At 64.4% G+C, this 15,345-nt stretch carries 13 protein-coding genes; all 13 read right to left on the bottom strand.

The features are described from left to right. Positions 1 to 161: 161 nt before the first annotated feature. Complete coding sequence (locus tag CDV44_RS06265; protein WP_087687103.1) at positions 162 to 893, bottom strand: DUF2968 domain-containing protein; 732 nt, start codon at positions 891 to 893, stop codon at positions 162 to 164. Between the two features lie 537 nt (positions 894 to 1,430). After that, positions 1,431 to 2,828: a sigma 54-interacting transcriptional regulator gene (locus CDV44_RS06260; protein ID WP_058378246.1), complete on the bottom strand. Its 1,398-nt coding sequence runs from the start codon at positions 2,826 to 2,828 to the stop codon at positions 1,431 to 1,433. A gap of 95 nt (positions 2,829 to 2,923) precedes the next feature. After that, entirely contained in the window at positions 2,924 to 5,071 is a 2,148-nt protein-coding gene (locus tag CDV44_RS06255) for a pilus assembly protein TadG-related protein (RefSeq protein ID WP_087687102.1), read from the bottom strand. A 6-nt stretch (positions 5,072 to 5,077) separates the two neighbouring features. Next, positions 5,078 to 5,701 carry a DUF3613 domain-containing protein gene (locus CDV44_RS06250; RefSeq protein WP_170935862.1) on the bottom strand — a complete coding sequence of 208 codons (624 nt, stop codon included), beginning with the start codon at positions 5,699 to 5,701 and terminating at the stop codon, positions 5,078 to 5,080. Between the two features lie 76 nt (positions 5,702 to 5,777). After that, on the bottom strand, positions 5,778 to 6,875 hold the full coding sequence (locus tag CDV44_RS27750) for a tetratricopeptide repeat protein (RefSeq protein ID WP_141118682.1): 1,098 nt from the start codon (positions 6,873 to 6,875) through the stop codon (positions 5,778 to 5,780). Between the two features lie 2 nt (positions 6,876 to 6,877). Then, the gene (locus tag CDV44_RS06245) at positions 6,878 to 7,912 is read right to left on the bottom strand and encodes a type II secretion system F family protein (RefSeq protein ID WP_087687100.1); all 1,035 of its coding nucleotides are present in this window, start codon (positions 7,910 to 7,912) and stop codon (positions 6,878 to 6,880) included. Between the two features lie 16 nt (positions 7,913 to 7,928). Continuing rightward, on the bottom strand, positions 7,929 to 8,852 hold the full coding sequence (locus tag CDV44_RS06240; protein WP_087687099.1) for a type II secretion system F family protein: 924 nt from the start codon (positions 8,850 to 8,852) through the stop codon (positions 7,929 to 7,931). Next, the gene (locus CDV44_RS06235; RefSeq protein WP_058378240.1) at positions 8,849 to 10,228 is read right to left on the bottom strand and encodes a CpaF family protein; all 1,380 of its coding nucleotides are present in this window, start codon (positions 10,226 to 10,228) and stop codon (positions 8,849 to 8,851) included. Before CDV44_RS06235 ends, CDV44_RS06240 begins: the two co-directional genes overlap by 4 nt. A gap of 1 nt (position 10,229) precedes the next feature. Continuing rightward, positions 10,230 to 11,561 (bottom strand): hypothetical protein, encoded by a 1,332-nt coding sequence (locus CDV44_RS06230; protein WP_087687098.1) that lies wholly within the window; start codon positions 11,559 to 11,561, stop codon positions 10,230 to 10,232. 28 nt (positions 11,562 to 11,589) lie between these two features. Continuing rightward, positions 11,590 to 12,987, bottom strand: coding sequence for a type II and III secretion system protein family protein (locus tag CDV44_RS06225; RefSeq protein ID WP_087687097.1), 1,398 nt, complete (start codon positions 12,985 to 12,987; stop codon positions 11,590 to 11,592). Between the two features lie 101 nt (positions 12,988 to 13,088). Next, positions 13,089 to 14,108, bottom strand: a complete 1,020-nt coding sequence (gene cpaB, locus CDV44_RS06220; RefSeq protein ID WP_087687096.1) for a Flp pilus assembly protein CpaB — start codon at positions 14,106 to 14,108, stop codon at positions 13,089 to 13,091. A gap of 102 nt (positions 14,109 to 14,210) precedes the next feature. Next, positions 14,211 to 14,690 (bottom strand): TadE/TadG family type IV pilus assembly protein, encoded by a 480-nt coding sequence (locus CDV44_RS06215; protein ID WP_140413460.1) that lies wholly within the window; start codon positions 14,688 to 14,690, stop codon positions 14,211 to 14,213. Between the two features lie 162 nt (positions 14,691 to 14,852). Further along, positions 14,853 to 15,332, bottom strand: a complete 480-nt coding sequence (locus CDV44_RS06210; protein ID WP_087687094.1) for a prepilin peptidase — start codon at positions 15,330 to 15,332, stop codon at positions 14,853 to 14,855. Positions 15,333 to 15,345: the final 13 nt, after the last annotated feature.

The raw sequence follows: 15,345 nt of genomic DNA, 5'->3' as shown, positions 1-15,345 counted from the left end.
GCGCTTTTCCCGGCAATTCGAGTTGCAAATGCGAGACATGCGCGATTCGCTGGTCGACAGTCCCGGCAATTGCGTGTAGCGAAAGGGGCATCCTTCTCGATTCCCCATGAAAAAAGCCGCCCGAAGGCGGCTTTCTCACACGCTGACGGCAAGCAATCGACTTAGTGACGCTTGGTCGTCTTGCGGTTGCCGGTGCTCTTGACCGAGCGGACCAGATCGGAGTCGGCGCTGTTCTGCTCGGCTTCGAGCGAACGGATCTGACCCTGAAGGTCCGTCAGGCGAATACGCGCTGCGGTGCGTTCGGTTTCAAGCGCCGAAGCCTGCTCACGCACGGCCTGCTGGTTCTGTGCCAGCGCTTGTTCCTGCTGACGCTGGATCGCCAGATCGCTCTGCACCGCGTTCAGGCGGGCTTCGCTCTCGGCCAACTGACGCTCCATCAGCGACTTCTGCGCTTCGAGCTTGATGCGGCGAATCTCCACATCGGCCAACACCTGCGTCTGACGCACGAAGTCACCGTACAGGGCTTCAGCCTTCTTCTCGTTGTTCAGCTTGACCACACGCCAGAACTGCCCTTCATGGAACAGTGCGACGTAATACCCCATGGTCTGCGGATAGAACAACAGGCTGGCGCCGTAGCGGCCGTTGTACGTCGTACGAAGTTCGGTAACTTCCTTATTCTGGATGCGATCGCGCAGTTCCTGAATCGTGCCCGAGGCCGAAGCCGGGGCCGAGAGACCTTGCGCGGGCACTGCCGGTGCGGCGAATTGACCTGGCGTCGTCGAGCCGGTCACATCCTTGACCGCATCCGCGGCCCCCGCTGACGTCCCCCAGGCTGCCAGGCATGCCACCCCCACGCCCAACCAAAACCGCCCCCGGCAATCACTGATTTTCATCTGATCTGTTTTCCTGTTATCGACCGGATCGTTTAACGACCCTTATGCGTCGCCTTCATTCGCCCCCCCGGACTCCGCCCCGAGGATCTGAGACCTGCGTATTTTTGCCACGACAGTGTAACGGACATCATGTCCCGTCGCCGTCCTGCCTCGCTCGCCGATACGCTGACTTGCCCCATCCGGATACCTCTGTGGTCCCGGCAGGTGCCCGCGCTGCCGGCAGATAATAACCGCACGCTCACAATAGCCGCCAATTCTATCCATTGCGCGCCGCTCTTCCAAGCGCGGAATGCAATATTGGCCCGGTAGGATTTCAACTGTTGACACCACGCAACCCCGCCGCCGAAGGTTTTCCCTTAAGTCGAAGTTGTGTGTCAGACAAATCCCTGCATTGGCGGGTTTTAAACGGCTATCGCCTACGCATTGCGCGGAAGGCTGGTCAAGGCGCTTTTGTGATCATGACTTGCGCCCCGTTTTGTGCCCCGTTTGTGTCCCGTTCGCGACACGCTTCAGCGGCATCGCCCCGCCCTCATCGCGTCAGCTTTCGTATTCGCTGGCCAGTTCCGAGTCGTTACCCAGAATCTGATACTTGCGCATCTTTTCCCACAAGACCTTGCGGCTGATGCCCAGCGCGTTGGCCGTGTCCTGACGGCGCCAGCCGTTGGCATCGAGCGCCGCGACGATGCGGGTACGCTCGGTGGCGTCCCAGCGCGCCCGGTCGGTGAGCGCTACAGCGCGGGCCGGGTCGTCGGGGCGTACGATCACGCCGGTCGCCAGCGCCTCGAAGATCGCCCGGATGCGGCGTTCGTCCCACGTCCCCAACTGCCGGTAGATGATGCCCACCCGCTCGGCGATGTTGCGCATTTCGCGCACGTTGCCGGGAAACACCCCGCCTTCGACCAGCTCGCGCAACCACGGCGGCACCTTGCCGGCGATGTCCGGATCGGACGCGACCTTGCCGAGATACGTGCTGAACACCGCCAGCTTGTCGATCGGCCCGCGCTCTTCAAGGCTCGGGATGTGCAGCTCGATCACCGCCAGCCGGTAGAACAGGTCGGCGCGGAACAACTCGTCGCGCACCATCGACTTCAGATTCTTGTTGGTAGCCGCCACCAGCCGGAAATCCAGCTTCACGGGCTGGACCGAGCCCAGACGCGTGACCGCACTGTCTTCCAGCACGCGCAGCAGTTTTACCTGCTGATATAGCGGAAGGTCGCCGATTTCGTCGAGGAACAACGTGCCGTCGTTGGCTTGCTCGAAATAGCCCTTGTGCGAATACAGCGCCCCCGTGAACGCGCCCTTGGCGTGTCCAAAGAAATGCGACTCGAACAGGCCGTCAGGAATCGCCCCGCAGTTCACCGCGACAAACGGCCCTTGCCCGTAGTGAGTCTGTTTGTCGTGCAGCAACCGGGCGATGCGCTCCTTGCCGACACCTGTTTCGCCGTGAATCATCACGTTGGAATCGCAATCGGCGAACGCATCGACTTCGGCCAGCAGGTTGAGCATGGCACTCGACTGCGCCACGAGCGGATCGGCCGGCGCCGGTGCGCGGTCGGCTTCGGCAATCGCACCCGACAGCTTGAAAATGAGCGTGCGCAGCTCCGCACCGGAAAAATCGAGCGTGAGGATGTTGCTGTACTCGGGCGGATACGTGCGCGGATCGTTCTCGCGCGGCGCGGTCGCGACCCAGATCACCGGCATGCCGTGGCCGAGTTGCCACTCGTGCGCGTTGGTGGCCGCCCCTTCGATCACCGAGACGCTCACCACCGCGATGGACGCCCGCGTCTTGGTGCGCTCGCGCGACAGGTCGGCACCGTCGGCGCGAATCACTTCCATGTCGAAGCTGGCGAGGCAATGCGCCACCCGGTCGGCAATATCGGACTTGCCTTCCCACACATACACGTCGAGGTCTTCACGTACTGGCTTGCTTTTCATGCTTTTCCGCTGGTCGCCGAACGCCCCGGGCGTCCGTCATGGTGAAGTTTTGTCGTCGGGTTATCGCGTTATCGGGTGATGTCTTGTGAACTCCGCTAATACACCAGTTGCACCAGCCCGTTCTGGCAGTTAATGCTGTCCACCGTCACCGTCGTCATGCCGAGCGTGATACCCAGTGCGTTGAGCAGCGTGTTGAGCAACGTGCTGATCGGCGTGAGGAGCGGGTTGAGCAGTGTGTAGAGAATGCTGCCGAGCACCGGCGAGATGTTGCTAGTGCTGATCGAACCCGACACCGCGTTGATTCGGCATTGATTCGGCGAAGTGAGAATACTGAGGTTGCATAAAGTATCGGACAATCCAGACACCAATCCGGAGACAAGTCCCCCAAGCGTTTGGCCCAACCCGCTAATGAGCGTCCCCACACCATTCAGAACTTGCGGAATGTTGAGCGTCAATACACCCGCGAGTGCACCTGTGAGTCCATTCGCAGTGCTCTGCAGCCCCGTCGCAGCATTATTCAGGAACTGATTGACCGTAGAAATTGTGCTGGTCACAGCGCTGGCAGGTACGTTATTGACGAGTCCAGAACCGATCGTCCCTGAGGTTGACGTCCCTGCGACGGCGACATTGAGCGACAGTCCCGTAAGCAGAGCATTCACGATCTGCGTCAAATCGACGGACGTTCCGATCGGCCCCACCTTCTGCGGAAAGGGGCCCGTAAATGTGATAGGCGGCGGGGAATTTGTCGCCAGCGACACGTTCACATTTCCTGACACCGTAATCAACCCAAGCAGTGTTGCAATGGGTGTCGGCACAGTCGTGCAAGTTGCCGGATTGAGCTGCGGATTCACGCCAGTTGCAGGGTCGGCCACGCAGACATTGACAAGCCCTGAATTGACTTGAATTGTGGTAGATGGACTTGCACCGCATTGCACGGCCGTGACGGTTGCTGTCGACTGAGCGACCGTCAAGACCAACGGAAGCTTCAGCACCGTCCCGGTCGAACTGAGCAAGCCCCCTACCAGCGAGCCCAATGCACCGGATGCCGCTGCGGTATTGACTTGAAGAAACACCCTCACCTGAGCCGTCGTCGCCGTTGCCCCGACACCCCCAATACCCACCTGTGGCGGTGAAATCACGTTCGCCGAAGCCGTCACAGCATTACCGAGAATACTAAGCCCGTTGATCGCAATCGCGTTATTGCCGTTCGCACCGACGACAGCCGCCGTAATCAGATCTGCCACGCCGATGTTGGCCGTGAGTGCGTTGGCCGCCGTGACACCGGCCGCGTCGATGTTGGCGATGATGCCGGGACTCGTCGCGGTGCCGAGCAACTTTACCGGCAGATTCAGTATCGGGAGAGTGCCAAATACGTTGATGAGATTGCCGAGTGCGCTCACCGACGCCGACAACGCACCGTTTTGCGTGGCCAGTGCCGTGTTGGTTGCACTCAACAATTGCCCTAATGTCAAGTTCTGAATCGCCGCCACGCCAGAGAGCGAAGCCACCGACACATCGCCTGTCACCGGCACGCCGAGCGCCTGCAACAACCCTTGCGGGGTGATGTTGACCCCCACGAGCTTCTGCGCCGCACCCACATAGACCGATGGAGTGAGGCCGATCGATTGAAGCAACGGCGCAAGTACCGAGTTATTCGCGTTAAGCGCCAGCAGCCCCGAATCCACAGTGAACGTCACCACGGCCGGTGCCTTGCGCGCAATCGCCGTCGCCGTGATGTTTCGCGTTCCCGTCAGTTGGAAGAACGAGACCACCGGCAGCGTCAGCGTCACCTGCACGGCATTGCCGCTTGCCGGGCCGCCCGAACCGACCGGTGCGAACGTGCCGGGTGTCGTGGCGCTCGCGGTCGGATTCGTCCAGATACCGCACGCGGTTGCCACCGTCGTGTTGGCCGCGTCAGCCCCCAGATTGGCCGTCACGTTCGCGCGGGCCACCGTGTCGTAAGAAGTCGCATTGGCGCAACCCGGCAGGGTCTGCGCCCCTGCGAGCGCCGCCATGTCGGCGGTGCGTTGCAGGTCGCGCCGCTTCATGAAGGCATAGCCCGCGTCGATGGCCAACGCGAGAATCAGCACCACGATGACGAAGGAAAACGCCACGATCGGCACCGAGCCACGCTGCCGCCCACCCGCCCAGCGCAAGTTGCCCAACCATGTCGCATGGTCGTCACGAGGCGCGGCAGATGCTGCGGAGCGAGCCGTTTTGCGCGTGTGCGCACGGGGTGTCATGACGAATTACTGGCTCGCGCCAGTCCCTCCACCGGATGCCGCCCCGCTACCGCCACCACCACCGCCGCCCGCCCCATCGCTTTGCACCATCGTCGGATAGAACGCGGGAATGGCGTAGGTGAAGCTATCGAGATAGCGCTTGTAAGCCCGCGACGCCGTCGCGCCGAGCATCGGCAAGCCGCGCCCCGCCGCCTGATTGCTCGCCTGCAATGCGAGCAACGCCTCGGTCTCGTCGCCCAGCATGCCGTCTGCGGCGTGCTCGCCCACGCGTAACGGCGTCGTACGACGCACGCTATTCGGCGGCACGCGGCTGGCCTGCGGCGCCTGTGCGGGTTGCGTTGCCGGTGCTGCCTGCGTGGCCTGCGCAACCGTTGCATCGGTTGCGGCGGCCTGCGGTACCGCGCTGGCCGCCGCCGGCGCCGCAGTGGCCTGCGCCACCGTACGCGCGTCGGCACCGCCCATCTGACCGGTCAGGGGAGCCGACTGTGCGCCGGCCCAGCTCGCGCACAGCGCCAGTGCGATGCCCGCAAGGCACTGCGCAGCGAGACCGCTCTGGCCCGGCACGTCCCGATCTGTCGCCCGGGTCTGCGGGGAGAACCTCTCCCATCGTTGCATTTGGCCTGCCATCATCACGTCTCCCTGAAGTTGCGTGACTACTTTTACGTGACGCGTTCTGTGGGCGTCGTCGCAAACGCGACGCCCGCGCCTATTGCGAATTGGACGAATTGGCAAACCGGTCGAGCATCGACGTCGGCATGTCGCTGCGTGCGACATCGCTGGCCCGTGCAAGCTTGGCGTCGGCGCTGTTCGCCCCTGCGTTTGCCGTCGTGCGATTCGGTGCCGCATCGGCCGTCGCTGCCACGCCACGTGCACCGGGCTCCGGCAGACGCACGACCACGGTGCTGGCCGAGGCCGACGGCGTTGCAACCGGCGCCGCCTGCGCGGGGGTTGCCGTTGCGGCCACGGTGGCTGCGCGTGCGACTGGTGCGACCGTGGCGGGCGCTACCGTCGCCGCGGGTGGCACGATCGCAGCCGCTGCCTGTGCCGCTGCCCGGGCCGCCGCTGCATCGGCAGCAGCGCGTGCCGCCTGCGTCTGCGTGCGGATATCGGTCGCCAGCTTGTCGATGGCTTCGCGCGTGGCGGGCGGCATCTTGGCCTGCGTCATCATCTGGTCGGCGCGTGTACGCTCGCCCGTCACCAGCAGATACACGGCCAGATTGCTGAGCACCTTGCGGCTGTCGGGCTTCAGTTCGGCGGCCTGCGCGAGCGGCACCCGGGCACCGGCCGCGTCGCCGTTGCACAACTGCGCAAAACCAAGATCGCTCAGGTAGAACGGTTCGGTCGGCGCACGGCTCACGGCTTCACGCAGGGCCTGCGTCGCGCCTGCATAGTCCTTGCGCTGAGCGGCAACCAGTCCGAGTCCATGCCATGCGGCGGCGGCCACCGGGCTGGCGAGCAGCGTCCGATAGGTCGCTTCGGCAGCATCCGGCTGGCCGGTCTCACGCAACGCGTCGGCCCGCAGAATGTCGACGTCGGGCGAATTGCCGTACTGAATCCGGAACTGCTCGATGTGCGCCAACGAAGCGAAATAGGCACCCCGCTCCTGCATCTCGCGAATCATCGACAGGTACAACTCCTTCGTGTCGGGCGCGGCCGTCTTGGCCCGCACTTCGTCGTCCTGTTGCGCACGCATGAGCGCTGCCGCTGACGGCGCACCGTAACCGCCGCCCTTCGATGCGCACCCGGCGACCATCACCACGCACAGCGCCGCAAGGCCCACCCGCGTCATTTCGGTTCGTGTCATGACTACAAGCCCTCCAGAGTCTTCGCCAGCGACAGAATCGCCGGCCCGGCCACCACGAGCATCAAAGCGGGCAGCAACGTGAGCATCATCGCGAGGGTCATCTTGACCGTGAGCTTGCCGATACGCTCTTTCATCGTCTGCCGCCGTTGCTCGCGCAACCGGTCGCTGAACTGCTGCAACGGCTCCTGCACGGCGCCGCCATGTTGTTCCACCTGCGCAATCAGGCGCACCAGCGCGCGCAGATCATCGTTGTCGTACACCTCCCGCAACCGCACCATCGACGCTTCGCGCCCGCGCCCGGAGGCGTACTGGCGGTTGGCGTTCTCGAACTCCTTCGAAAGAATGGGCAGCACCTCACGGAAGTCCGACACCACCACGTACAAACTCTGATCCATCGACAGCCCCACGCCTTGCAGCAGCCGCAGCAAGTCGATGAGCAACGGCAGTTCTTCCACGATCTCGCGACGGCGCTGTGCGGCACGGCGCTGCACGTAGAACTTCGGCAGCAGCAGGCCCGCGCCCACGGCACCGAGCAACCGCAAGATCGTGCTCAACCCGCCACTGCCCGGGAGCCAGATCCACACGAAGAGCAGCAGCACGGCCGCCAGCGCCACGCGCGAGAACAGGAACAGCGATTTCGCCCGCACACTGTCCCAGCCGCATTGCGCGAGCAGCAGACGATCTTCGGCGGCGATCAGGTACTGCCCGAAACGCGTTTCCGACCACCGCTTGCCGAGCGCCGCCGCGCGGTCGAATAGTGCGCGCCAGCCCTTCGCGCCGGTGTTGGTGCCTTCCTCCTCGTCACCCGGCGACAACGAGCTGCCGAGCGGTGCCGTCGCCGCGCGAAGCGCTGCCAACGTCTGCTGCTGGCGATTCGCCAGCATCTGGTCGATCACGCGCCCGCTGCGGTCTTGGCGCATGCCGCGCAGCAGGATCGCCGAGGCCGCGAGCAACAGACCGGCGGCGACCAGCAGCAGGCCGAACATCAGCCACGTGTGCGACTCCGAAGCGAACGACGTGAAGGACGAAAGGTTCATAAGGGGCGCCTCTCGCTCAGATGGACTTGGCCAGCCGGTACAGAATGAAGCCGCCCGCGATTTCCAGTCCGAGACCGACCGCGAGAATTTTCTGGCCCGACGTTTGCTGGAACATGGGTTCGAAGAACGCCGGATTGAACAGCATCAGGAATGCGCTCACGACGATCGGCAATGCGGCCAGCACCCACGCCGACATCCGCGTCTCGGACGACAACGCATGCAACTCGGCCTGCGCCTGCTCACGATCGCGCATGAAGCCGGACATGCGCGACAGAATCTGATCGGCGCGACCGCCGAACCGCGTCGACAGATCGACCACCGACGCGAACAGATAGATTTCTTCCACGCGGTACACACGGGCAATCTGCTTGAGCGCGACGTCGAGATCGACACCCGCCTGCACCTGCCGCACGGCGCTGTCGAGCAACTCTCGCAACGGCATGTCGGCATTGCCGGACGCCGTCTGGAATGCCGCCGGCAAGCTGTTGCCGACCGTCAGCATGCGCACCATGCCATCGAGAAAGATCGGCAACTGACGCACGATCTCGGCATGCCGCCGCACACCCTTCAGCCAATAACGCAGGACCACGCCGAGCACATAGAGAATCAGCACGATCAACGCCGAGAACGGCCCGTGCCAAACCCAGAAAATCAACGCGAGCGCCAAGCCGCCGCCCACGAGCGTCGCGTAGAACCCCGGTGTCGGAATTACGCCTGCACGCTCGAAGAAGAACTCCCACGGCAGCGCCTTGCGGCGAGCGACACGCCCAATGGCCCCTTCAGCCGCAGCGAACTGCGGCGCGTTGTGGGCAAGTTGGCGCTCGAGAAACGCGCTCGTCGCTTGCTCGCGGGCGCGCTGATAAGTGCGCCGCCAAAGCTCCAGTCCGCCAGCCACCAACAGCAGCGCGACGCAGGCGACCCACAACACGAGGGGGTTCATCGACGCCGCCCGAAGAAGCCGCCGCCACCGGAATCGGGGGGCGTATTGCCCTGCTGCTGCGCGGCGTGCGCAGCGGCAGCCGTCGCGTTACGCGTCTGGTCCTTGTAGCGCTGCAATTTGGGCGAGTGCGGTTGAATGCCCAGCGACACCCAACGGTCTTTTTCTTCCCCGTCGGCACCGGCGAAGGTCTCGTGTCGATAGAGCTCCTGCGTGGAAATCACCGTATCCGAGACGCCGGTGACTTCGGTGATCGACAGAATGCGGCGGCGTCCGCTGGAGAGCCGGCCGATCTGCACGATGAAGTCGAGCGCGCTCGTAATCTGCCGGCGCAGGCTGCTTTCGCTGCCCTGAAAACCCGCGAAGCCCGCCAGCATTTCGAGACGGTAAAGACATTCACGCGGCGAGTTGGCGTGAATCGTCGCCATCGAGCCTTCGTGGCCCGTATTCATCGCCTGCATCATTTCGAGCACTTCGGAGCCGCGCACTTCACCCACGATGATCCGGTCCGGGCGCATCCGCAAGCTGTTGCGGATCAAGTCCCGGATGGTCACTTCCCCCGAGCCGTCGAAGCCGCCTTGGCGCGACTCCAGACGCACCACGTGCGGGTGATTGAGCGAGAGTTCGGCGGTGTCTTCCACCGTCACCACGCGCTCGGTGGCGGGGATGAAGCTGGCCAGCGCGTTGAGCAGCGAGGTCTTGCCCGAGCTGGTCCCGCCCGACACGAGAATGTTGCAACGTGAGCGCACCGCCGCTTCGAGCAGTCCGTAGATTTCTTCGTTGAAGCTGCCGAGCGCGAGCAGGTCGGACGGCTTGAGCGGGTCTTTGCGGAATTTCCGGATCGACACCACCGGCCCGTCCACCGCCAGCGGTTCGATCACCACGTTCAGGCGGCCGCCGTCAGGCAAGCGCGCATCGACCATCGGGTTCGATTCGTCGAGCCGGCGGCCGATCGGCGCCAGAATGCGTCGCACGATCCGCAGCAAATGCGCGTTATCGGAGAATCGCAACGCCTCGCGCGCCAGCACCCCTTTGCGCGACACGTACACGTCGTTGTAGCCGTTGATCAGAATATCTTCGACCTCAGGGTCGCCCAGCAGGTCTTCGATCGGACCAAAACCGGCCAGCTCTTTCGTGAGCGCGTCGGAGATCTGACGCAACTCGGCTTCGTTGATCGGAATGCGGCGAAGGCGGACGAAGCCGTCCATCTCCAGATCGACAAACTGTTGAATCGCGCCCCGGCTCCAGCGGCCGAATTCGGCGCCGAGTTCCTCGATCCGCGCGAGCAAATGCTCGTGCGCTGCGGTCTTGATGTCCTGAAATTGCTGCGAGTTGGCAAATGCGCGCCTGTCGTCCGCAAATTCGATCGAGTCGGTCATATCAGTGCTTTCCAATGAAGCGGCCAAGCCAGCCCGAGGCCTGACGATGTGCCGCAGCGCCAGCGTGCTGCGCGGCGAGCAGTCGTTCGGCGAGCGGTTGCAACGCCCGCACGTACGGATCGCTGCGTGCCGTATCAAGAATCAGCTTGCCTTGATTGGTTGCCGAGAGCATCGCCAGCGGCCGGTCGGGCAGCGTCGCAAGCAGCGGCACGTCAAAGCGTTTGGCAATCTGGTCGGCCGCCATGCCGTAACGCGGGTCATAGCGATTGAGCACCAGATGCAGATGACTGCGCTCCACGCTCTTCTCTTCCAGATCGCGCAGCAGCGAGGCGAGCGAGACGATCGCCCCCACGCTCTGATCGACCACGAGCCACACCTCGTCGGCCGCGCGCACCAGACTCGACACGAACGACGGATTCGAAAACCCGCCCAGATCGGCCACGATCAGATCGAAGAACGAGCGCAGGCGATCGGTGAGGGCAAGCGCATCGGCGGCCGCCACACTGCGCATATCGCCGAGATCGAGCGGCAACGGCAGCACAGCGAGCCCACTCGAGGCGTGCGAGACGGCCGTGTGCACCAGCGTCTCGTCAAAGCGGCGCAGGTTCTGCACGGCTTCGGCGAAGCTGAACTGGCTCTGCGTATTCAGATACAGCAGGCCATCGCCCGACGGCAGCCCGAGATCGAGCAGCGCGACGTGGCCAAGCAAAGAGACATCGAACTTGTCATCCTTGCCCGCCGGCGCCTTGACCGGTTTGTTCGAGGGCGTGCCGACCGCGAGCTCCTGCGACAGTTGCGACAGATGCGCGGCCAGCGTGCTACAGCCCACACCGATGCGCGCGCCGAGCAACACCACGAAGCGGCCGTGTCTGGCCGGCCCCGAAGCACTGGGCGGCGGCGTTTGATCGATGACGCGTCGAATGACGTCGAGCGCCTCTTCGTGCGTGGAGTGCATGTCGATGAAGTCATGCACGCCTGCGCGAATGGCGGCCTTCATGCCGTCGGCACGCACCATCGAGCCCACCGCCACGAGCGGCAGCTTGGGTGCCACGCGCTTGAGCATTTGAGCGAGTTCGGCGGCCTGAGCAATGCCGCCATCGGCCGGCTCGTCGGCGTGGCCGGTCGGTTCGCCCGAAAAATCGAGCAACACCACCTGCGGATCGAGATCGCCGATGCGCTGCTGCAACTGCGCAGGGCGTCCCGCTTCCTGTAGCAAGACGCCCTCTTCGCGCAGGGCCGCCGAGAGCCACTGACCGTGGCCGGCATGCGCGCTGCAAAAGAGGAAGCGATGCAACTCAGTCATGGTGTCCAGTATTCGCGTCGGTGCGTTCATGTTTGCACTCCTTACTGCTCCGCCAGTGTTATTTCGAGAACCCCGGCAGTTCGCTGTCACTTGCCACGCCCATCAGGTAAGCGCCCCACACCTGACCGGGACGCTGCTCGCGCGTGTCGCCCGGCAACGGCATGGTCACACCGGCGGCGACCGGCTTGACCAGATGCGGCGTTACGATGATGACCAACTCTTTTTCAGCACTCGAGTACTTCAAATCACGGAAAAATGCGCCGATGAGCGGCAAATCGCCGAGCAACGGAATCTTGTCGACCGAAGCGGTCGTCGTGCGTGAAATCAACCCGCCGATGACGAAGCTCTCGCCATCGCCCAACTCCACCGTGGTGTCTGCACGACGCGTGGTAATCGCCGGAATCTGCACAGAGTCAGACACGATGGCGTTGGTGTAATCGATGTCCGAGGCTTCCGGCGCCACCTTCAATGCAATGCGGTTGGGCGAGAGAATCGTCGGCGTCACCGTCAATCCCACCCCGAACGGCTTGTACGTCACCGTCGTCGTGCCAAGACCGCCCGACTGCGGCACCGGGATCTCACCGCCCGCGAGGAAGCTCGCGCTCTGGCCCGACAGTGCGACCAGCGTCGGCGCCGCCAGAATGCGGCCCAGTCCGTTGGTCTGCACGAGATCGATGGCCGCCGAGAGCGTGAAGGCCCCTCGCGTGATCGAGCCGAAGAACGTGCCGAAACTGGAGACCTGACTGCTGCCCGATCCCGAACTCGATCCGCCGAAGGCCGAGGCCAGTTGCGAGACCACGCCAAAGCTCCCCGACCCGCCCTTCTTCATGACGCCGAAGCTCGCGCCGATCTGATTCAGGATGTTGCGGTTGATTTCGACGATCTTCACGTCGACCTGCACTACACCGGTTTCACCCACCGTCGAACGATCGACCACCACACCGCCCTTGCCCGTCGCATCGACCGCCGCCGATTGCAGACCGCTGTGCTCCACCAGCGTGTTCGCGTGGCCCTGAATCAGCGCCGCGTTGCCACGTGCATCCACGCTCGCCGTGCCGGTATCGCCCAATGCGCTTTGCAGGTCGCCCGTCACATGCACTTCCCAGCGCACGGCGTCACCACCGCGCGGCCATGCCGACACCTGTGTCGTGCCCGCCTTCTTGCCGACCACCAGCACCGAACCGCGACGCCCGCCGGTGCCACGCAGCACCACGACGTCGGCAACGGCCGGGTCGGCCACGGCTACCCGTTCGAGCGTGCCGGGCAGCGGCAGCTCACGCTGCTCGTGCACACCCAGCGTCAGCGAGCGCGTGCTGGCGCTCTGAGAGGCGTCAGCCGCTTTCGCCAGACGCACCGACACTGTGGCTGCGCACGCGACCAGCGCGGCAAAGCACAACAGCGTCCCCGTGACACGTCTGACGTCTCGTCTGGCAGTGCGAACCTGGCTTCTGATCATGGCGTGGCTGTATCGGTCACTGTTTCGATTGAACTTGAAAGCCTTGGGTCAAGCGTTTCTGTACGTGGTTCTCTCCACGTGGTCGTCAAAAGTTCTGCGTTTCAGAATGACGCCGTCGAGCGCTCGGCGCCGCGCACGACTTCGATCGTGCCGCCACCGCCCTGCCCACCGCCCGCCGGGCGCGGTGCGGCGGCCGCCTTGACCGGCGCGCCAGCCAGCCCGGTGGTCGCGATGCCCGCGTAGGCCTGGTTCTCGGGGGTATCGAGCGAAGCCTTGTCGTCACCCTTCAGACTGGCCTTGCCCGCGAGTACCGGCGGCGGCGACGGGAACAGCGAGGTATCCGGTTTGGCGTCATCGGCCGGGTTGCGCAGCGCGAGCGTGATCCGCCCCTGCTGCGTGCCGAGCACGACACGGTTGACGTCAGCCACCGGCACGGCCACCACGGCGGCAGTCGCCGGCATCGGCGGCTGCACATTCACATTGGGCGGCGGGGGCGGCGGTGCCGTTGCCGCAGCGGCTTGCACCGTCGAAGCGACGCCGGGCGTGGCGGGCGGCGGCGTCACGTCATCGAGCGACGCATTCCCATAACTCAGCACGCGCACCCGCGAAGCGAGCAGGCGTGCCTGCGTATCGTCGGCCAGCCCCACCGCGGGGCCCGGGGCCTGATTGGTCTTCATCGTGAAGAACACGTCGACGTAGTCGCCCGGACGAATGCGGTTGGCGACGCCCACGGCTTCGGTGACCGGCAGCGCGACGGCGCGCTCGCCCGGCGCGAGTTGCATCGCCAGGCCACGCGCGAGGGTGTTCTGGGTGACCGGGACGCCGGCGGCAAGGGCCACCAGCGGCACGCGGCCCACGACATCGGCAGGGTTGGTAAAAGCGCCGGGCGTCTGGGCGTCGAACTGCACGAGCTTGACCGCGTCGGCAGCGATGACCTGCCCGGGCGACAGTGCCTTGGCCGCCACCACGGCCGGATAGCGCTGCGTGAGCGTCTGCGTCACCGGTGAGGGCGTTGCCGTCGGCGCCGGTGCGTTGGTCGTTCCCAATCGCAGCGCAAGGAGCGCCAGCAGCACCCCGATGACAACCAGCAGCGTTGCGAGAATCTTGGTGGCTTTGTTCATGGCTTGGGGCCTTGCGGCCGTTCGGTCACAAATTTCGGGCGCCGGGTAACGTGTAACCGTGTAACCGGCGGCATGACATCGACTGCCAACTCAATTTCAGACTCAACTGCCGCCGAGCGTCGACGTGTCGAGCGTTACCGCGGTGGTGCCGTTGATGGTCGACGGCACCAGACTTCCCAACCCGGGCCAGTTGACGGTCATCGTCTGGTTCAGGCTGAGATTGACGTGAACGATGCACTGCGACGCGCTGCTCGATGCCCCGGAAGCTGGGCACGGATACGTGGTATCGGGCACAAAACTGGTTGTCACCGCACTGGATGCAGGCCAGGCGAGGGTGTTGCCAACCGCCTGTGCGGCGTAACTCTGGCGCTGTGCCAGCGTGCCGGCGCGCAGCATGGCGCGACCGCCCTCGGCGGCAGCCTGCGTGAGCATTTGTCGGGCAAGAATGGTGATGGAGAACGCGACGGCGACGTAGAACGCAGGCAACAGGATCATCAGAATGAGCATGAATTCAAGAGCGGCAACCCCACGCGAGCGCGCCGGTCGCAACCCTGATCCTGCCTGTGTCCTGTACCGCTTCATGACGACACTCCCCGTCGCGCACGGCGCTTGCAGGCCGTGTTTGGCGACGCATTGGTCCCACTCATTCGCGCGGCGTCGCCCGCGCCTCCCATTATTGCGGTGCCGCTTTCTGCGGCACTCGACACGCTCATTTCAACTGCTGTGTTCTGTTGCCGTGAAACGCTACCGCACCACCAGCGCAGCCACCGCCAGATACGCCCCGTAGGGCAACCCGATGCGCCCGGCCCGCCAGCGCTCGATCCGTTGCCACGTTGCCGTGGCGCTCGTGCGCTCCCGCCAGCCGGTCAGCCACGCAAGACGCCCGGCGAGCAAGACGAGTGCATGAAGGCCGGCCGCGACACTTGCCAGACACCACACCGGCAGCAGCACCGGGTAGCCGGCAATCAGGCCGATCAGTGCGAACAACTTGACGTCGCCCGCCCCCATCACGCCCCGCCACCAGAACGGTAGCAGTACGATCAATCCCAGCAGCGCGCCCAGCCCGTGAACCCACAACACACGGGGTTCGCCGTGCCATGCTTGCCACCCGATCCAGACCAGCGCAAGCGCGCCAACCCACAACAGCCACACGTTAGGAATTCGGCGTGCGATCAGATCGGTGACCACGATCGGCACGCAAAGCAACCACAACAAGGTGAGCACGCTGGCCCTCGTG

Source organism: Pandoraea sp. PE-S2R-1, from assembly GCF_002179865.1.
Taxonomy (GTDB): domain Bacteria; phylum Pseudomonadota; class Gammaproteobacteria; order Burkholderiales; family Burkholderiaceae; genus Pandoraea.
Note: the sequence above shows the minus strand (reverse complement) of the source record. Positions and strands in the feature narration are given on the sequence as shown.